This window comes from Streptomyces kanasensis, assembly GCF_043077165.1.
Classification (GTDB): Bacteria; Actinomycetota; Actinomycetes; order Streptomycetales; family Streptomycetaceae; genus Streptomyces; species Streptomyces changanensis.
The window spans coordinates 1-17844 of sequence record NZ_JBIBSF010000012.1; the positions used below are offsets into that span (position 1 = coordinate 1).

15 protein-coding genes are annotated in these 17844 nt (G+C 75.6%); 11 read left to right on the forward strand and 4 right to left on the reverse strand.

Annotation, left to right across the window (positions count from 1 at the left end; translation table 11 throughout):
• Positions 1 to 91: 91 nt before the first annotated feature.
• The 3 genes from ACF053_RS26215 to ACF053_RS26225 form a co-directional block, all read right to left on the reverse strand.
• A complete protein-coding gene (locus tag ACF053_RS26215; protein ID WP_391956390.1) occupies positions 92 to 1171 on the reverse strand; it encodes a threonine aldolase family protein in 1080 nt (359 codons plus the stop codon).
• Positions 1168 to 1926: an SDR family NAD(P)-dependent oxidoreductase gene (locus ACF053_RS26220; RefSeq protein ID WP_391956240.1), complete on the reverse strand. Its 759-nt coding sequence runs from the start codon at positions 1924 to 1926 to the stop codon at positions 1168 to 1170. The genes ACF053_RS26215 and ACF053_RS26220 overlap by 4 nt, the downstream gene beginning before the upstream one ends.
• A gap of 62 nt (positions 1927 to 1988) precedes the next feature.
• The gene (locus ACF053_RS26225; RefSeq protein WP_391956241.1) at positions 1989 to 3386 is read right to left on the reverse strand and encodes a DUF6421 family protein; all 1398 of its coding nucleotides are present in this window, start codon (positions 3384 to 3386) and stop codon (positions 1989 to 1991) included.
• 300 nt (positions 3387 to 3686) lie between these two features.
• Here ACF053_RS26225 and ACF053_RS26230 point away from each other — a divergent pair, with 300 nt between their 5' ends.
• Positions 3687 to 4370, forward strand: coding sequence for a glycerophosphodiester phosphodiesterase (locus tag ACF053_RS26230; protein WP_391956242.1), 684 nt, complete (start codon positions 3687 to 3689; stop codon positions 4368 to 4370).
• Between the two features lie 223 nt (positions 4371 to 4593).
• A complete protein-coding gene (locus ACF053_RS26235) occupies positions 4594 to 7245 on the forward strand; it encodes an ATP-dependent Clp protease ATP-binding subunit (RefSeq protein ID WP_391956243.1) in 2652 nt (883 codons plus the stop codon).
• Here ACF053_RS26235 and ACF053_RS26240 read toward each other — a convergent pair.
• Positions 7229 to 7780 carry a GNAT family N-acetyltransferase gene (locus ACF053_RS26240; RefSeq protein WP_391956244.1) on the reverse strand — a complete coding sequence of 184 codons (552 nt, stop codon included), beginning with the start codon at positions 7778 to 7780 and terminating at the stop codon, positions 7229 to 7231. The two genes, ACF053_RS26235 and ACF053_RS26240, sit on opposite strands and share 17 nt — an antisense overlap.
• 332 nt (positions 7781 to 8112) lie before the next feature.
• Here ACF053_RS26240 and ACF053_RS26245 point away from each other — a divergent pair, with 332 nt between their 5' ends.
• From ACF053_RS26245 to ACF053_RS26285, 9 genes are all read left to right on the forward strand, one after another.
• On the forward strand, positions 8113 to 9051 hold the full coding sequence (locus ACF053_RS26245; RefSeq protein ID WP_391956245.1) for a M56 family metallopeptidase: 939 nt from the start codon (positions 8113 to 8115) through the stop codon (positions 9049 to 9051).
• 48 nt (positions 9052 to 9099) lie between these two features.
• Positions 9100 to 9783 carry a phosphatase PAP2 family protein gene (locus ACF053_RS26250; protein ID WP_391956246.1) on the forward strand — a complete coding sequence of 228 codons (684 nt, stop codon included), beginning with the start codon at positions 9100 to 9102 and terminating at the stop codon, positions 9781 to 9783.
• Positions 9784 to 10074: 291 nt separating this feature from the next.
• Entirely contained in the window at positions 10075 to 10680 is a 606-nt protein-coding gene (locus ACF053_RS26255; RefSeq protein WP_391956247.1) for a TetR/AcrR family transcriptional regulator, read from the forward strand.
• 114 nt (positions 10681 to 10794) lie between these two features.
• Positions 10795 to 12147, forward strand: a complete 1353-nt coding sequence (locus ACF053_RS26260) for an FAD-dependent oxidoreductase (RefSeq protein ID WP_391956248.1) — start codon at positions 10795 to 10797, stop codon at positions 12145 to 12147.
• Between the two features lie 185 nt (positions 12148 to 12332).
• Positions 12333 to 13418 (forward strand): WD40/YVTN/BNR-like repeat-containing protein, encoded by a 1086-nt coding sequence (locus ACF053_RS26265; RefSeq protein ID WP_391956249.1) that lies wholly within the window; start codon positions 12333 to 12335, stop codon positions 13416 to 13418.
• A gap of 35 nt (positions 13419 to 13453) precedes the next feature.
• The gene (locus ACF053_RS26270; protein ID WP_391956250.1) at positions 13454 to 14131 is read left to right on the forward strand and encodes a uracil-DNA glycosylase; all 678 of its coding nucleotides are present in this window, start codon (positions 13454 to 13456) and stop codon (positions 14129 to 14131) included.
• Positions 14128 to 15267 carry an N-acetylglucosamine kinase gene (locus tag ACF053_RS26275; protein WP_391956251.1) on the forward strand — a complete coding sequence of 380 codons (1140 nt, stop codon included), beginning with the start codon at positions 14128 to 14130 and terminating at the stop codon, positions 15265 to 15267. Before ACF053_RS26270 ends, ACF053_RS26275 begins: the two co-directional genes overlap by 4 nt.
• Before the next feature lie 88 nt (positions 15268 to 15355).
• On the forward strand, positions 15356 to 16273 hold the full coding sequence (locus ACF053_RS26280; protein ID WP_391956252.1) for a sirohydrochlorin chelatase: 918 nt from the start codon (positions 15356 to 15358) through the stop codon (positions 16271 to 16273).
• 684 nt (positions 16274 to 16957) lie between these two features.
• Positions 16958 to 17602 (forward strand): CBS domain-containing protein, encoded by a 645-nt coding sequence (locus ACF053_RS26285; protein WP_391956253.1) that lies wholly within the window; start codon positions 16958 to 16960, stop codon positions 17600 to 17602.
• Positions 17603 to 17844: the final 242 nt, after the last annotated feature.

Sequence of the window (17844 nt, forward strand, 5' to 3'; positions counted from 1 at the left end):
CAGCGGCTCGATCCGGTCCCACATGGCATCAGTGATCACTAATCGGACACACACATCCGATCAACTGATCAACCCATCAAAGAGACACGCGCTAGCGGGCCATCTCCTCCTTCAGCGCGAGGACGAACGCGTCCACGTCGTCCTCGGTCGTGTCGAAGGAGCACATCCAGCGCACGTCGCCGGCCGCCTCGTTCCAGAAGTAGAACCGGAAGCGCTTCTGCAGGCGCAGCGTCGCCTCCTGCGGCAGCCGCGCGAAGACGGCGTTGGCCTGGACGGGGTAGAGGATCTCCACGCCGTCGACCGCGCGGACGCCCTCCGCGAGCCGCTGCGCCATGGCGTTGGCGTGCCGGGCGTTGCGCAGCCACAGGTCCTTGGCCAGGAGCGCCTCGAACTGGACCGACAGGAAGCGCATCTTCGACGCCAGCTGCATGGACATCTTGCGCAGGTGCTTCATGTACCGGCCGGCCTCGGGGTCGAGGACGACGACGGCCTCGCCGAAGAGCATGCCGTTCTTGGTGCCGCCGAGAGACACCACGTCGACGCCGACCGCGTTGGTGAACGCGCGCATCGGCATGTTCAGCGAAGCGGCCGCGTTGGCCAGCCGCGCGCCGTCGACGTGCACCTTCATGCCCAGCCCGTGGGCGTGCTCGACGATCGCCCGGATCTCGTCGGGCGTGTAGACGGTGCCCAGCTCGCTGTTCTGCGCGAGGGACACCACCTGCGGCATGGCGCGGTGCTCGTCGTCCCAGCCGAACGCCTGCCGGTCGATCAGCTCGGGGGTGAGCTTGCCGTCCGGCGTCGGCACGGTGAGCAGCTTGAGCCCGGCCATCCGCTCGGGCGCGCCGCCCTCGTCCACGTTGATGTGGGCGCTCTCGGCGCAGACCACCGCGCCCCACCGGTCGGTGAGGGCCTGGAGGGCGGTGACGTTGGCGCCGGTGCCGTTGAACACCGGGAACGCCTCGGCCGTGGGCCCGAAGTGGCTGTGGATCACCCGCTGGAGGTGGTCGGTGTACTCGTCCTCGCCGTAGGAGACCTGGTGGCCGCCGTTGGCCAGGGCTATCGCGGCGAGGACCTCCGGGTGGGCCCCGGCGTAGTTGTCGCTCGCGAAGCCGCGCACGGACGGGTCGTGGTGGCGGCGCGCGTCGGTACGGGTCGGGAGGGCCGGGGTCACGGCTTGGGGGTCAGCCACAGGCGCTGTCCATTCACATCCTGGGCGGGCCGGTCCCAGACGCCGGCGATGGCATCGGCCAGGTCCGTGACGTCGGTGAAGCCCGCGAACTTCGCGTTGGGGCGCTCGGCGCGCATGGCGTCGTGCACCAGTGCCTTGATCACCAGGATCGTAGCCGCGGCCGTCGGGCCGTCCTCGCCCCCCGCCTTGCGGAAGGCGTCGCCGAGCGCGAGGGTCCACGCCTCGGCGGCGGCCTTGGCGGCGGCGTACGCGGCGTTGCCCTCGGTGGGGTTGCTCGCGCCGGACTGGCTGACGAGGACGAACCGGCCGCGGTCGCTGCGCCCGAGCGCCTCGTGGAAGGCGAGCGAGGTGTGCTGCACGGTGCGGACGAGGAGCTTGTCCAGCACGTCCCAGTCCGCGAGGTCGGTGTCGGCGAACGTCTTGCCGCCGCGCCATCCGCCGACGAGGTGGACGAGCCCGTCGATCCGGCCGAACTCCTCCTCGGTGCGCGCCGCCCACGCGCGGGTGGCCGCCGGGTCGAGCAGGTCGACGGTCTCCCCGGCGACGGCGGCGTCGCCGTGCGCGGACCGGGCCGCGTCGACGGCCTCCGCGAGGCGGCCGGCGTCGGCGTCAGCGGCGACGACGGTCGCGCCGGCGGCGGCCAGCCGCAGTACGGCGGCGCGGCCGGCCGGGCCGGCCGCCCCCGCCACCGCGACGACCGCTCCGTCGAGCGCCGTGCCGTTCCCGTCAGTGGTCATGGTCCCTGCCTCCTGCGTCTGCGTTCCGGTCGTCCCGGTCCTGCCCTGCGTGCCGTCCGCGCTCACGCGGCGGTCCCCTCGACGTCGGCGGCGGTGATGCCCTTGGTGGAGGCGATCACGGACTTCAGCTTCTTGGCGAGGGCCTCGTAGAACATGCTGAGCGGGAACTCGTCCGGCAGCACGTCGTCGACGAGGCGGCGCGGCGGCTGGGTCACGTCCAGCGCGTCCGGGCCCTTGGCCCAGCGGGAGCCGGGGTGCGGGGCGAGGTAGGTGGAGACGAAGTCGTACGCGGCGAACCAGTGGACCAGCTTGGGCCGGTCGATGCCGTCGCGGTACAGCTGCTCGATCTCCCCGCAGAGCCGGTTGGTGACCTCGGGGGCGCGCCGCCAGTCGATGTGGAGGGTGTTGTCGGTCCAGCGGATCACGTCGTTCTTGTGCAGGTACGCGAAGAGCAGCTGGCCGCCGAGGCCGTCGTAGTTGCGCACGCGGTCGCCCGTGACCGGGAAGCGGAACATCCGGTCGAAGAGCACGGCGTACTGGACGTCGCGGCCGTGGGGGTTGCCCTCGGACTCCAGGCGCACGGCCTCCTTGAAGGCGGTGAGGTCGCACCGCAGCTCCTCCAGGCCGTACATCCAGAACGGCTGGCGCTGCTTGATCATGAACGGGTCGAAGGGCAGGTCGCCGTGGCTGTGGGCGCGGTCGTGGACCATGTCCCACAGGACGAACGCCTGCTCGCAGCGCGCCTGGTCGCCGAGCATCCGCCGGATGTCCTCGGGCAGCTCCACGCCCAGGACGTCGACGGCGGCCTCGGTGACGCGGCGGAAGCGGGCCGCCTCGCGGTCGCAGAAGATGCCGCCCCACGTGAACCGCTCCGGGGCCTCGCGCACGGCGACGGTCTCGGGGAAGAGGACGGCGGAGTTGGTGTCGTAGCCGGCGGTGAAGTCCTCGAAGGTGATGCCGCAGAAGAGGGGGTTGTCGTAGCGGGTGGCCTCCAGCTCGGCGAGCCACTCCGGCCAGACCATCCGCAGGACGACGGCTTCCAGGTTGCGGTCCGGGTTGCCGTTCTGCGTGTACATCGGGAACACCACGAGGTGCTGCCGGCCGTCGACGCGCTCGGCGGCGGGCTGGAACGCCAGCAGGGAGTCGAGGAAGTCCGGCACGCCGTAGCCGCCGGCGGCCCACTTGCGCAGGTCGGCGACGAGGGCGCGGTGGTAGTCGGCGCCGTGCGGGAGCAGCGGGGACAGTTCCTCGACGGCCGCGACGATCCGGTCGAGCGCGGTGTCGGCGTCCGCGCGGGCCGGGGCGTCCTCGGCGTCGAAGTCGATGGAGCCGTCCGCGGACTGCAGGACGCGGATCTCCTCCACGGCATTCTTGAGCCCGGCCCACGCGGGGTGGTCGACCACCCTCATGTCGGTGGCCGGCGCTCCACCGGCTACGCCCTGGACAAGAATTTCCGTCATTTCACTTCCTCCACAGGAGAACCTCGCGTCAAGGCACCGTATACATCCGCGCTTACCCCCCACAAGGGGCCCTGGCGTAAATTATCCTGCCCGACCCCCCTCCGGGCCGCCAATTTTCCCGTCCAGGACGGCCGGTGCACACGGTTCGGTCGCGACCGGAGGGCTGCGGCCGGACCCGGGGCGGACCGGACGGTTCCACGCAGGGTGGGTTCCGCTGCGCAGCCGGGCGGTTACGCTGCGAACGGGCCGCGCGGGCAGCCGATCCGCGTGGGATCCGCCGTCGACGGAAGCGAGAGAACCTTGAGTTTCCTCACCATCGGTCATCGCGGAGTGATGGGCGTCGAGCCCGAGAACACCCTGAGGTCCTTCGTCCGCGCGGAGCGGGCGGGCATGGACGCCATCGAACTGGACCTGCACCTGAGCAAGGACGGCGCGCTGGTCGTCATGCACGACGCGGAGGTGGACCGCACCACGGACGGGACCGGGCCGGTCGCCGACCTGACGCTCGCCGAGCTGCGCGGCCTCGACGCCGGACGGGGCGAGCGCGTCCCGGTCCTCGACGAGGTGCTGGACGCGGTGCGCTCGCCGATCCAGGCGGAGATCAAGGACGTGGCCGCCGCCCGCGTCCTGGCCGAGCTGATGCTCCGCCGCGACCTGGCGGCCCGCGTCGAGGTGTCGTCGTTCCACGACGACGCCGTCGCGGAGGTGGGCCGCCTGGTGCCGGGCGCGCGGACGGTGCTCGTCGCCGAGGAGTGGGGGCCGGACATCGCCAAGCGCGCCCGTGCGGCCGGCGCGGGCGCGCTCGCGCTGGACATCCGCCGCCTCACCCTGGAGACGGCGGACCTGGCCCGCTCCGCCGGCCTGCGGCTCATCGGCTGGGTGGTCAACACCCCGCAGCACCTCCGGCTGGCCCGCGCGCTGGAGCTGGACGGCGTGACGACGGACTATCCGGAGATCCGGCGCACGGGCCGCTTCCTCGCCTGACCTCCCCGCCATCGCCCCGCCACCGCCCCGTCGTGGTGTCCCGGCGCCGGGCACGCCACGTCGTGGTGCCCGACGCCGGGCACGCCCCCGTCAGGCGCCCGGGCCACTTGCGCCCCAGGTGTAACCGGCATGCCCCGGGGAACCCGCGTGCTGGATTCTGCCGGTCCCGGCAGCTCCCGAGAGGACAGGGACGCACACGGACGGACGCGACAGGGGCGGTCACATGAGCAACGGTTTCCTCGGACCCGAGGGCTTCGGCCCGGACCCGTTCAGCGAGTTCCTCGGCCGCCTGTTCGGAGGCACCCCCGCCTCCTCGGCGACGCGCCGCGGCCCCCGGTACATCGACATCGCCCGGATGATGAGCGAACCGGCCCGCCGCATGGTGGACGACGCGGCGTCGTACGCGGCCGAGCACGGCAGCGCGGACCTGGAGACGGAGCACCTGCTGCGGGCCGCGCTGGAGACCGAGCCGACGCGCGACCTGGTCGTCCGGGCCGGCGCCGATCCGGACGAGCTCGCCGCGGAGATCGACCGCACCGCCGGGGAGGGACCGCCGCAGTCGCGGATCGCCGTCACGCCCGCCGTCAAGCGCGCCCTGCTGGACGCCCACGACCTGGCGCGGCACATCGGCGCCTCCTACATAGGGCCCGAGCACGTGCTCGCGGCGCTGGCGGCCAACCCCGACTCGGCCGCCGGCCGCATCCTGCGGGCCGCCCGCTTCGACCCGGGGTCGGTCCCGGGCCCGCCGTCGCGCTCCCCCTCGCCGTCCGGTGGCCCTTCCGGCGGGTGGGAGAACACCGCCGCCGACCAGCGCCCCGCTCCGCAGCGGGGGACGCCGACCCTCGACAAGTACGGGCGCGACCTCACCGACATCGCCCGGGCCGGCCGCATCGACCCGGTCATCGGCCGCGAGGAGGAGATCGAGCAGACCGTCGAGGTGCTCTCCCGGCGCGGTAAGAACAACCCCGTCCTCATCGGTGACGCGGGCGTCGGCAAGACCGCCGTCGTCGAGGGGCTCGCCCAGCGCATCGCCGACGACGACGTCCCCGACTCGCTGCGCGGCCGCCGCGTCGTCGCCCTCGACATGACGAGCGTCGTCGCCGGCACCCGCTACCGCGGCGACTTCGAGGAGCGCATGACGGCGATCATCGAGGAGGTCCGGACGCACTCCGGCGAACTCGTCCTCTTCATCGACGAACTGCACACCGCCGTCGGGGCCGGCGGCGGGGGCGGGGGCGGCGAGGGCGGCTCCATGGACGCCGGCAACATCCTCAAGCCCGCGCTGGCCCGCGGCGAGCTGCACGTCATCGGCGCGACCACGCTGGAGGAGTACCGCCGGTACGTCGAGAAGGACGCGGCGCTCGCCCGGCGCTTCCAGCCCATCCTGGTCCCCGAGCCGAGCCCGCAGGACGCGCTGGAGATCCTGCGCGGGCTGCGCGACCGGTACGAGGCGCACCACCAGGTCCGCTACACCGACGACGCCCTCGACGCCGCGGTGGAGCTGTCGGACCGCTACCTCACCGAGCGCTTCCTGCCCGACAAGGCGATCGACCTGATCGACCAGGCGGGCGCCCGCGTGCGGCTGCGCTCGCGCAACCAGGACACCGACGTGCGCGCCCTGGAGCGGGAGGTCGAGCGGCTGACCCGGGACAAGGACCAGGCCGTCGCCGCCGAGCAGTACGAGCGGGCGACCGAGCTGCGCGACCGCCTCCAGGAGCTCCAGGCCCGCGTCAAGGCGGGCCGCGACGCGCCGGTCATGCGCGACGACCGCGTGCTGGAGGTCACCGCCGAGGACGTCGCGCAGGTCGTCAGCCGCCAGACGGGCATCCCGGTCAGCCGCCTCACCCAGGAGGAGAAGGACCGGCTGCTCGGCCTGGCGGAGCACCTGCGGGAGCGGGTCATCGGCCAGGACGAGGCGGTGACCGCGGTCTCCGAGGCCGTCCTGCGCTCCCGGGCCGGCCTGGCCGATCCGCGCCGGCCGATCGGCAGCTTCCTCTTCCTCGGGCCGACCGGCGTCGGCAAGACCGAACTGGCCCGCGCCCTCGCGGACGCCCTGTTCGGCAGCGAGGAGCGCATGGTGCGGCTGGACATGAGCGAGTTCCAGGAACGGCACACCGTCAGCCGGCTGGTGGGCGCCCCGCCCGGGTACGTCGGCCACGAGGAGGCCGGGCAGCTCACCGAGGCGGTGCGCCGCCACCCGTACTCCCTGCTCCTCCTCGACGAGGTGGAGAAGGCCCACCCCGACGTCTTCAACATCCTGCTCCAGGTGCTCGACGACGGCCGGCTGACCGACGCGCAGGGCCGGACGGTCGACTTCAAGAACACCGTCATCGTCATGACGAGCAACCTCGGCTCGGAGGCGATCGGCTCCGGCCGCGGCGTCCTCGGGTTCGGCACGGACGCGTCGTCCGACGGCGGCGTGGACCGCGACCGGGTGCTGCGGCCGCTGCGCGAGCACTTCCGCCCCGAGTTCCTCAACCGCATCGACGAGATCGTCGTCTTCCGCCGCCTCGCGGAGGGGCAGCTGCGGCAGATCACGGACCTGCTGCTGGAGGAGACCCGCCGCCGGCTGCGGGCCCAGCACGTGACGGTCGACTTCGCCCCGGAGGCGGTCGACTGGCTGGCCCGGCGGGGCTACGAGCCGGAGTACGGCGCCCGGCCGCTGCGCCGCACGATCCAGCGCGAGGTGGACAACGAGCTGTCGCGGCTGCTGCTCGACGGGCGGCTTTCGGCCGGCGGCCGGGTCGCCGTGGACGTCGCGGACGGGCGGCTGGACTTCCGCGCCGAGCCCGCCGCCGGCGCCACGACCACCGGATCGGCGGACGGGGCCGGAGCCGGGGGCAGTGGCGGGGCCGGGGTCAGCCCAGCTCTTTGACCAGCAGCTCGAAGCGGAGGTCGGGCCGGCGCGGCACGCCGAAGCGCTCGTCGCCGTACGGGAACGGGGTCGTCCGGCCCGTACGGCGGTAGCCGCGCCGCTCGTACCAGGCGATGAGCTCCTCGCGCACCGAGATCACCGTCATGTGCATCTCGCGCGCTCCCCACTCCTCGCGGGCCAGCCGCTCGGCCTCGCCGAGGACGCGCCGGCCGAGCCCGCCGCCCTGGAGGCCGGGCCGGACGGCGAACATGCCGAAGTACGCGGTGTCCCCGCGGTGTTCGAGCTGGCAGCAGGCGACGAGCTCGCCGCCGCGCTCGGTGAGCACGAGCCGCGACCCGGGTGCCGTGATGACCTGGCGCACGCCCTCGGGGTCGGTGCGCTGTCCGTCCAGGATGTCGGCCTCCGTGGTCCAGCCGGCGCGGCTGGCGTCGCCACGGTAGGCGGACTCGACGAGCGCGACGAGCGCGGGGACGTCCGCCTCGACGGCGTCGCGGAAGGTCTCCGGTGCGTCCTGGAGCGGTGCGGCGGTGTCCATGGTGAGCGGTCTCCCCTCGGTGCGCGGTTCGCCCGCCGAGCCTAACGCGCCCCCGCGTACGCCCCCGCGCCCGCGTACGCCCCGCCGGCGACGGGCATCGTCCCGGACCGTGTCCGTCACGCCCCGGCGGGGCCGGGCCCGGCCGGGCCCCGACGTCGGCCGACCGCGCAGCGAGGGGTCGCGGCGCCCATCGAGCCGCGCCGACGTGCCCCGCGCGGCGGGCCGGACAGCGCGTGTCCGGGGCGCGTCGAGCGGTGCTCGAAACCGTGGTGTGCGTCACTTCACCGTCCGCGCGGACCCGATGAGCACCGTCCCGCTCATAGGCTGACGGCATGTGGGTCTCCCTCGCGTTGCTCGCGCTCGGTGTCCTGGTCGCCGTCGTGGCCCCACGCCTGCTCGCGCGGGCCGACTGGCCCGAGCGGGAACCGATCGTGGCGCTGTGGGTGTGGCAGTGCGCGGTGGCGGCGGTGCTGCTGAGCTTCGCGTTGTCGATGACGTTCAGCGCGGCCGCCGCGTGGCAGGCGGTGCGGGGCCAGGTGTTCGCCCCGGCGCCGGCGGCGGTGGTGGAGGCGTACGCACTGGGAACGCTCGGCCCCTGGGCGGGCCCACTCGCGGTGCTGCTGGCGTGCGGCGGGCTGTGGACCGGGGCCATGCTGACCCGCGAGGTGCGCGGCGCGTGGACGCGCCGGCGGCGGCAGCGCGCGGAACTCCTCGTGCGGGCGCCGCTGCTGCCCGGCGAGGAGACGGGCACGGGGCCGCTGGTCCTGCTGGAGGGCGACCGGCCGGGCGCCTGGTGGCTGCCGGGCGCGCGCCCCCAACTACTGATCACGACGGCGGCGTTGCGGCGGCTGAAGGGCCGCCAGCTGGACGCGGTGCTCGCCCACGAGCAGGGGCACGCCCGCGCGCGCCACGACTGGCTGCTGCACTGCGCCGCCGCGCTGGCCGAGGGGTTCCCGCGCGTCCCGGTGTTCGCGGCGTTCCGGGCGGAGATGCACCGGCTGGTGGAGCTGGCCGCCGACGACTCGGCGTCGAAGCGGTTCGGCCGGCTGACGATCGCGCTGGCCCTGGTCGGGCTCAACGAGGACCGGGGCGTCTTCGGTCCCTGTCCGACGCCCCACCACACGCACGTGCCGCAGCGGGTGAACCGGCTGCTGACCGCCGCGCCGCGGCTCACCCCCGGGCGGCGGCTGCGGCTGACGGCGGCGGCCGCGCTGGTGCCCGCGGCGCCCCTGCTGGTGGCGCTGGCGCCGGGGCTGAGCGCGCTCACCTGATCGGGGCGGGGCACGTCTGCCCGGCGGTTCCCCGGGCAGGATCGTCCCATGCGTCCCCCCACGAACACCCCGCCGACCGTCCGTCCACCGCTGCTCCACGCCGTCGCGGCGGGGTCCGGGGTGGCCGCAGTGGTGGCGCTGGTCCTGGTGGCGGTCGCCTGGGAGCCGCTGATGGCCGCCGACCGGGCGGTCGCCGAGGGACTGCACGCCGACGCGGTGCGCAGCCCGCTGACCGTACGGCTGGCGCGCGTCCTGACGGACTGGGTGTGGGACCCGTGGACGCTGCGGCTCCTGCTCTTCGCGGTGGTGGCCGCGCTGTGGCGGCGCGGTGAGCGGGGGGTCGCCCGGTGGCTGCTGCTGGTGTGCGGTGCGGCCGCGCTGGTGCAGCAGGGGCTGAAGGCGCTGGTGGACCGGGAGCGGCCACGGTGGCCGGACCCGGTGGACTCGGCGGAGTTCGCGGCGTTCCCGTCCGGGCACGCCTTGACGGCGGCCGTGGTGTGGGGGCTGCTGTGGTGGGTGGCGGCCCGGGCGGCCGGCGCCGTCACGGTGCGGGCGGTGGTGGTGGCCGGGGCGGTGTCGACCGTCGGCGTCGGCCTGACCCGGGTGTACCTGGGCGTGCACTGGTTCTCGGACGTGCTCGGCGGCTGGCTCCTGGGCTGCTGCCTGGCGGCCGTGGCGGTGGGTTGGTACGAACGGCGCGGCCCGGTCCTCGGACGGCTGGACGCGCCCTGACGAGCGCCTGCCCGCCTCGTGCGGGCACCCGCCGGCGCCTTCGCGCGCGCTCGCGCTCCGGCCCTCCGGGGACGACCGCGGATGCCCACGGAGCCCGGATGTCCCCGGGCGTCCCGGACGGACACGGCGTCCGCAACCCGGACGCGGGTCGGGGCGGGGCGCCACGACGGACCGGGCGATCCCCCGCGTCGCCCGGTCCGCATGACACACCCCTCGCTCGACGACGCGCTGCGTGTCGGCGAGGACGCTCTGAGTATATTGGCTGGGAGCCAGTCAACGCAGGAGTTAAGCATGTCCCCGCGGAGCGCATCGGTCAACGAAGAGCTCAGGCGGCGCTCCCGGGAGCGGCTCCTCCAGGCGACGGTCGAACTCGTGGCCGAACGCGGGTACGAGGCGACGACGCTCGCGGACATCGCCGACCGGGCCGGTTCGGCGCGCGGCCTCGTGTCGTACTACTTCCCCGGCAAGCGCCAGCTGCTCCAGTCGGCGGTGCACCGGCTGATGCACCGCACCCTCGCGGCGGCCCTGGAGCGTGAACCGGCCACCGAGGACGGCCGTGAGCGGCTCGCCCGGGCCATCGACGCCGTCCTCGGCCTCGCGGTGGAGCAGCCGCTGCTGATGCGCACGCACATGGCGGGGATCCTCCAGGCGGAGGGGTTCGTGCGGTGCCCGGAGCAGCAGCGCCTCGCGGCCCTGCTGCGGGACACCGTGCGGCGGTACGGCTCCCGTGACGTGGACGCCGACTACCCGCTGCTGCGGGCGCTGCTGATGGGCGCGGTCTTCGCCGTCCTGCTGCCGGGCGCCCCGATGCCGCTCGCACGGTTGCGCGCGGAGCTGTTCCAGCGGTACGACCTGGACTGGGAACTCGGCCGGCCACCGGCCGGCGGCCGGCCGTAGGGCGCGCGACCGGCCGGGACGTCGGGGGACCACCCCGATGACGCTCCGGGCCGACGACGCCCCCCGGTGGGATGCTGGAGGTCTCCGGTGGGGGCCGGCGGGAAGGAGCCGGGAGTGCTGCGTGTCGCCGTGATCGGTTCGGGACCCAGCGGGGTGTACACCGCCCAGTCGCTGGTCGACCAGACGTCGGTGCCGGGTGTGCGGGTGCACGTGCTGGACCGGTTGCCCTGCCCGTACGGGCTGGTGCGCTACGGCGTCGCCCCCGACCACGAGAAGATCAAGTCCCTCCAGGGCAGCCTGCGCGCGGTGCTGGAGCACGAGCGGATCGGTTTCCTCGGCAACGTCCCGGTCGGGCCGGGAGGCGTCGCCCCGGCGCGGCTGCTGGAGCTGTACCACGCCGTCGTGTACTGCGTGGGCGCGGCGCGGGACCGGCGGCTCGGCATCCCGGGCGAGGACCTCGCGGGCAGCTGCTCGGCCACCGACTTCGTCTCCTGGTACAGCGCCCATCCGGACGCCGCGGCTTTCGACTTCCCGCTGGACGGGCCCTCGGCGGTGGTGATCGGCGTGGGCAACGTCGCCGTCGACGTGGCGCGGATCCTCGCGCGGGGTCCGGACGAGCTGCGCCCCACCGACGTGCCACGGGGCGTGCTGGAGGCACTGGCGGGGAGCGGGGTGCGCGAGGTGCACGTGGTGGGGCGGCGCGGGCCGTCGCAGGCGCGGTTCACCACGAAGGAGCTGCGGGAGCTGGGGGCGCTGCCCTCGGCGCGGGTCGACGTGGAGCCCGCGGACCTGGCGCTCGACCCGGCGTACGCCGACCCGTCCGGGCTGCCGGCGGTGAACCGGCGCAACGTCGAGGTCGTCCGCGCGTGGGCGGCGGCGCCGACGGGCCGGCCCGGCGCGGTCCGCTCCGTGCGGCTGCGGTTCTTCCTGCGCCCGGTGGAGATCCTCGGCGAGGCCGGCCGGGTCGCCGCGGTCCGCTTCGAGCGCACGGTGCCGGACGGGGCGGGCGGCGTGCGGGGCACGGGGGCGTACGAGGACGTCCCGGCGCGGCTGGTGCTCCGGGCGGTCGGGTACCGGGGCGCACCGCCGGACGGGTTGCCGTTCGATCCGGCGCGCGGCACGGTCCCGCACGCGGCGGGGCGGGTGCTGCGGGACGGGGTGCCGTCGGCGGGCGAGTACGTGGCCGGGTGGATCAAGCGCGGGCCGAGCGGCGTGATCGGGACGAACCGGCCGTGCGCCAAGGAGACGGCCGCGTCACTGCTGGCCGACGCCCCGCTGCTGGCGCGGCGGGCGGTGGCCGACGACCCGGTGGGCGCGCTGCGGGCGTGGGGGCTGCGGCCCGTCGAGTGGCCGGGCTGGCTGTCCATCGAGGAGGCCGAGGCGGCGCTGGGCCGCGCCCTGGGCCGGGGTCCCGTGAAGATCCCGGACTGGCCGGGGCTGCTCGCCGCCGCGGACGCGCACCGCTGACCGGGCGGCGGACCCGGGGGTGCGCCCCCGCCCCGCGGGACACACCGCGCGTGCGGCCCCGGCCGCGCGGCACAGCGGTGACCGGGCGGCGCCGACCTGCGCCGCAGCCGTTCCGGCGGCCGTTGTCGGCGGGCGGGTGCAGACTGGCCGGTATCCGCGACAACGGCGTCCTGGAGGTGTCGGCCATGACCGACGTACTGCTGACCGTGGGTACCCGCAAGGGGCTGTTCACCGCGCGCCGCCGGGGCGGCACCTGGGAGTTCGAGGGGCCCGTCTTCCCGGCCCAGGCCGTCTACGCGATCGGCATCGACCTGCGACGGTCGACCCCCCGGCTCCTGGTGGGCGCGGACAGCGCCCACTGGGGTCCGTCCGTCTTCCACTCCGACGACCTCGGCGCCACCTGGACGGAGCCGGCGCGGCCCCCGGTGCGCTTCCCGCAGGACACGGGGGCGTCGCTGGAGCGGGTCTGGCAGCTGCACCCGGGCGGGCCCGCGGCGCCCGGCGTGGTGTACGCGGGGACGGAGCCGGCCGCGCTGTTCCGGTCGGAGGACGAGGGCGAGACGTTCGAGCTGGTACGGCCGCTGTGGGAGCACCCGACGCGGTCGCGGTGGCAGCCCGGTGGCGGCGGGGAGGCCGTGCACACGGTCGTCACCGACCCGCGCGACCCGGACGCCGTGACGGTCGCGGTGTCGGCCGCCGGGGTGTTCCGCACGGTGGACGGCGGCGGCTCGTGGTCCCCGTCGAACACCGGGGTGTCGGCGGTGTTCCTGCCGGACCCGCACCCTGCGTTCGGCCAGTGCGTGCACAAGATCGCGCAGGACGCGGGCGACCCCGACCGGCTGTACCTCCAGAACCACTGGGGCGTCTACCGCAGCGACGACTCGGGCGCCTCGTGGACGGACATCGGTGAGGGGCTCCCCTCCGACTTCGGGTTCGCCGCGGTGGCCCACCCCCGGCACGCCGACACCGCGTACGTCTTCCCGATCACCGCGGACGTCGACCGCGTACCGGCCGGCCACCGCTGCCGCGTCTACCGCACGCGGGACGCCGGCGGCAGCTGGGAGGCCCTGTCGCGGGGCCTGCCGCAGGGCGACCACCACGGGACGGTGCTGCGGGACGCGATGTGCGTGGACGGGTCCGACCCGGCGGGCGTGTACTTCGGCAACCGCAACGGCGAGCTGTACGCGAGCGCCGACGACGGCGACAGCTGGCGGCTGCTGGCCTCCCACCTCCCCGACGTGCTGTGCGTGCGCGCGGCCGTCGTCGGGTGACGGAGGCGTCGCGCTGCGCCAGTAGAGTGACGGCCGTGGCAGCACGACCGTTGAGAGAGATCGTCGAACCGGGCTGGGCCGAAGCCCTCGCGCCGGTGGCCGAACGCGTCGCGGCGATGGGGGACTTCCTCCGCGCCGAGATCGCCGCGGGACGCACGTACCTACCGGCCGGACCGCACGTCCTGCGCGCTTTCCAGCAGCCGTTCGACGAGGTGAGAGTCCTGATCGTCGGCCAGGACCCGTACCCCACACCGGGGCACGCGGTGGGCCTGAGCTTCTCGGTGGCCCCGGACGTCCGGCCGCTGCCGGGCAGTCTGGAGAACATCTTCCGGGAGCTCCACCACGACCTCGGGGTGCAGCGGCCCTCCAACGGCGACCTGACGCCGTGGACGAGGCAGGGAGTCCTGCTGCTCAACAGGGCGCTGACGACGGCTCCGCGCAAGCCCGCCGCCCACCGCGGCAAGGGGTGGGAGGAGGTCACCGAGCAGGCCATCAAGGCGCTCGTCGCACGCGGCAAGCCGCTCGTGTCGGTCCTGTGGGGCCGTGACGCGCGCAACCTCCGGCCGCTCCTGGGCGACCTCCCGGCGATCGAGTCGGCGCACCCCTCCCCCATGTCGGCGGACCGCGGTTTCTTCGGCTCGCGCCCCTTCAGCCGGGTGAACGAACTGCTGCTGCGTCAGGGGGCCCAGGCGGTCGACTGGCGCCTGCCGTGACCCGTCCCCGCCGGTGGGTGCTGGGCGTCGACTCGGGCGGATCGGGGCTGCGGATCGCCCTCGGCTCCGTCCGGGACGGCGACGCGGGCGGCGCCGCCGGGGGCGGGCACGGAGGCGGGGGCAGGCGGGACGGCGGGAGCGAGCACGGAGACAGGCGGGACGGCGGGGCGGTGGCGCCGGGCTGCCGGGTGCTGACGGTCGCCATCCACGAGATCGGCGAGCCGCTGCCCACCGGGCCCGGCGGCATCGACGCGGGCCGACTGCTGGAGCGGCTGGTACCGACCGCCCGGCGGCTCCTCGCCGAGGCCGGCGCGGCGGACGCGGGCGCGACGGGCGCTTCCGAGGAGGGACGGGCCGCGGCCCGCGGGCCGGTGGCGGTCGCGGTCGGCGCCGCGGGCACGGCGGGGCTCGGCGACCGGCTGCGCGCCGAACTGCCCGGCGCCCTGCGCGAGACCCTCGGCGTCGGGCGCCTGGCGCTGGCCTCCGACGCCGTCACGGCCTACGCGGGCGCGCTCGGGCCCCGGCCCGGAACGGTCGTCGCGGCGGGCACCGGGCTCGTCGCACTCGGCACGGACCTGGTGCGCTGGCGCCGCGCCGACGGCTGGGGCCACCTCCTGGGCGACTGCGGCAGCGGCGCCTGGATCGGCCGGGCAGGCCTGGAGGCGGCCCTGCGCGCCCACGACGGGCGGCGCGGCGGCTCGGCCGCCCTGCTGGCCCGCGCCGAGACCGTCTTCGGGCCCGTGGCCGGGCTGCCGGGCGCCCTGTACCCGCGCCCGGACCGGGCCGCCGTACTGGCGTCGTTCGCGCCGCACGTCGCGCGGTGCGCGGCCGAGACCGGGGACCCGGTCGCCGCGGGCGTCATGGCGCTCGCCGCGCGGCACGTCGCGGAGGCGGCGGCCGCCGTCCACCCGCGGGAGGGTGGTGGCGTCGTGGCCCTGACGGGCGGTCTGTGCCACCTGGGCGACCCCCTGCTCGTCCCCCTGCGGGCGGAGCTGGGGCGGCACCTGCCCGGCACCCGCACCGTGCCGGCGGCGGGCGACCCGCTCTCCGGCGCCCTCGCCCTCGCCGGCTGGCTCGCCGAGGGGGTGGTGCCGCTCCCCCGCGAGCCGGGACTCCTGGACACATACGGCGAGTGACCGGCTTTTCGGACAGATCTCCCCATAGGGCGCGGGAACGCCCCCTCCCCGAACAGCGGGGCGGACAAAACCAGTAGCATGCGGCGCCATGAGCTCCCCCACTGGGCCCGCTGGCCTGCCTGTACGAATGCCACGCCCCCGTCAGTCCGGGCGGCACCGTCGCCCCGAACCCCTGGCGGCCCCCGAGGGCGCGCCCGCACTCGTCCTCGCCGTTCCCGGCGAGCCTTCCGCCGCCGTGCGCGCGCTGGCGGAAGAGCTGGTGAGCATCGCCCGTTCCGAGCTGCCCGGCCTGCAGGCCGCGATCGGTTTCCTGGACGGGGACGACACCGAGTACCTCTCGCTGACGGGCGTCCTGAACGAGGCCGCGGCGCTCCGCGTGGAGCGGTACGAGCTGGCCAGGGCGGCCGGCCGCGAGGTCGACGAGCCCGCCGGGCCGGCCGCGGTCGTCGTGCCGCTGATGGTCGGCCCGGACGAAGCCCTGACGGTACGCATACGGCAGGCGGTCGTCGACAGCGGCGCCCCCGCCGAGCTGACGGACGTGCTCGGGCCGCACCCGCTGCTGGCCGAGGCGCTGCACGTGCGCCTCTCCGAGGCGGGCCTGGCCCGTGCGGACCGGGCGCGGCTCTTCACGGTCGCAACGGCCGCGGACGGCATCGTGCTGGCGACGACGGGCGGGGCCGAGGCGGTCCAGGCGGCCGGGATCACCGGCATGCTGCTCGCGGCCCGGCTCGCGGTGCCGGTGATGGCGGCGGCGCTGGACGAGGAGGGCTCGGTGGCGGCGGTCGCCGCGCAGCTGCGGGGCTCCGGCTCGGCGCAGCTCGCCCTGGCGCCGTACCTGGTGGGCCCCGAGCTGGGGGCCGGGCTGCTGGAGGCGGCGGCCGGCGCGGCGGACTGCCCGGTCGCCGAGCCGCTGGGCGCGTACCCGGCCGTCGGCAAGCTGGTGCTGTCGCAGTACATGACGCTGCTCGGCATCGCGCCGCAGCAGGCCGGCACGTCCGTCCGCTGACCTCGTCCCGGGCAGCGGCCCGGGACGAGGGAGGGACCCGTGCGGCGAGGGCCCGCACCGCGACCAGCGGTGCGGGCCCTCCGCGCTTGAGCGCGGGGCCACCGCGCCGGAGCGCGCCCTTTCGCGAGGGGGCCGGCCCCGCGCTTGGCTTGGGCAGGGCGTCCGCGGCTGTGGGACGGGGGCTCCGGGAGCGAGCGGGGCGTCACACGGGAGCCCTTCGCACCTCCGGCCGGACTCTCCCGGGCGCGGGCGGGGCCCCCGCGCGCGGGACGGCCCCGCGTGGGGGCGGACGGGACCTTCGCCACCGGGGGAGGGTGCCCACCGGTGGTGGCGGGTGGCGGGTGGCGCACGATGGTCCCGGCATGTCGCCGAACGTCCCTTGGGGGCCAGGGCAAGTGTGGGTCGGCGTGCTGACACGGGCCGGCGGCCACGGGCGGCGCGTGCGCACGGGCAACCGCGTGCGCACGGGGAACAGCGGGTGCGGGGGTGGCAGCGGGGCCCCGAGGGTGCCTGCGGACGACGACAGCACGGCCCTCGCTGGTCGTCGGGGCGGCACGGTGCTCTCATGGGGAGGGAAGAGGGCGTGGACGAGCCGGCGGACACGGGGGCCGGTCGTGCCACGGCGCGGTCCGCCCGGGCGGTCACCGCGGCCGCCCGCGTCGCGAAGCGGAGGAGGCCGATGCCATGCTGTACCGCCGCACGGTCGGTGACGTGATGACCGAGGAGGTCGTCACCTTCCGCCCCGACACACCGCTCCAGGAGGTCGCCGCCCTGCTGGACGCGAACGACATCGTCGCGGCCCCCGTCGTCGACGACGACGGCGCTCCCATCGGCGTCGTGTCCGCGTCCGACGTGCTGCGGCACGAGACCGGCCTGCCCGATCCGCAGGGTCAGGACGGCGACGAGCAGCGCTCCTGGGGCAAGGCCCGGGCCCGGACCGCGGGCGCGCTCATGAGCAGCCCCGTCTTCACCGCCCGCGCCGACTGGACGATCCCCCGGGCCGCGCGGGAACTCCGCAGTCGGCACGTCAAGCAGTTGCCGGTGGTCGGCGACGACGGGCTCCTCACCGGCATCGTGACCCGCAGTGACCTTCTCGACGCCTTCATCCGCTCCGACGTCGAGATCCGCGGCGAGGTCGAGCAGGACGTCCTGGGGCGCCTCCTCGATCTGGACGAGGGCGCCGTCGCGGTCGAGGTCCGGGACGGGGTCGTCACTCTGCGGGGACACGTCCCGGAACGGCGTCTCGCCCCGGTGGTCGTCGGCCTCTGCCAGGGCGTCGACGGTGTCGTCGCCGTGGAAGCCCACCTCGCCGCCGCCCGAGCGGGCTGAGTCCTCCGCCCCGGAAGGGCCGACTCCCCCGGTGCGGTCGAGTCGATCCCGGCTCGGGACGCCCCACCCGCGATCACTCGCCGTCTGTCGCACGACCCGGCAACGGCCCCCGAGCCCGTCCGCCGCTGCGCACGGGTGCGCGGGTGCCCGTGCCCCGCGCCGGAGCCCTTGTCCCCGCCGGCCCGGGCCGCTGCGCTCGCCCCGGACGGGACCGTCCGGAAGGCCACGGACGGGATCGTGCG

What these genes read in the sequence shown, in the direction of transcription:
- ACF053_RS26280 (WP_391956252.1), top strand. Translation starts at nt 15,356, where the DNA reads ATGAGCTCCCCCACTGGGCCCGCTGGCCTGCCTGTACGAATGCCACGC.
- ACF053_RS26220 (WP_391956240.1), bottom strand. Translation starts at nt 1,926, where the DNA reads ATGACCACTGACGGGAACGGCACGGCGCTCGACGGAGCGGTCGTCGCG.
- ACF053_RS26250 (WP_391956246.1), top strand. Translation starts at nt 9,100, where the DNA reads ATGCGTCCCCCCACGAACACCCCGCCGACCGTCCGTCCACCGCTGCTC.
- ACF053_RS26255 (WP_391956247.1), top strand. Translation starts at nt 10,075, where the DNA reads ATGTCCCCGCGGAGCGCATCGGTCAACGAAGAGCTCAGGCGGCGCTCC.
- ACF053_RS26285 (WP_391956253.1), top strand. Translation starts at nt 16,958, where the DNA reads ATGCTGTACCGCCGCACGGTCGGTGACGTGATGACCGAGGAGGTCGTC.
- ACF053_RS26225 (WP_391956241.1), bottom strand. Translation starts at nt 3,386, where the DNA reads ATGACGGAAATTCTTGTCCAGGGCGTAGCCGGTGGAGCGCCGGCCACC.
- ACF053_RS26240 (WP_391956244.1), bottom strand. Translation starts at nt 7,780, where the DNA reads ATGGACACCGCCGCACCGCTCCAGGACGCACCGGAGACCTTCCGCGAC.
- ACF053_RS26245 (WP_391956245.1), top strand. Translation starts at nt 8,113, where the DNA reads ATGTGGGTCTCCCTCGCGTTGCTCGCGCTCGGTGTCCTGGTCGCCGTC.
- ACF053_RS26265 (WP_391956249.1), top strand. Translation starts at nt 12,333, where the DNA reads ATGACCGACGTACTGCTGACCGTGGGTACCCGCAAGGGGCTGTTCACC.
- ACF053_RS26235 (WP_391956243.1), top strand. Translation starts at nt 4,594, where the DNA reads ATGAGCAACGGTTTCCTCGGACCCGAGGGCTTCGGCCCGGACCCGTTC.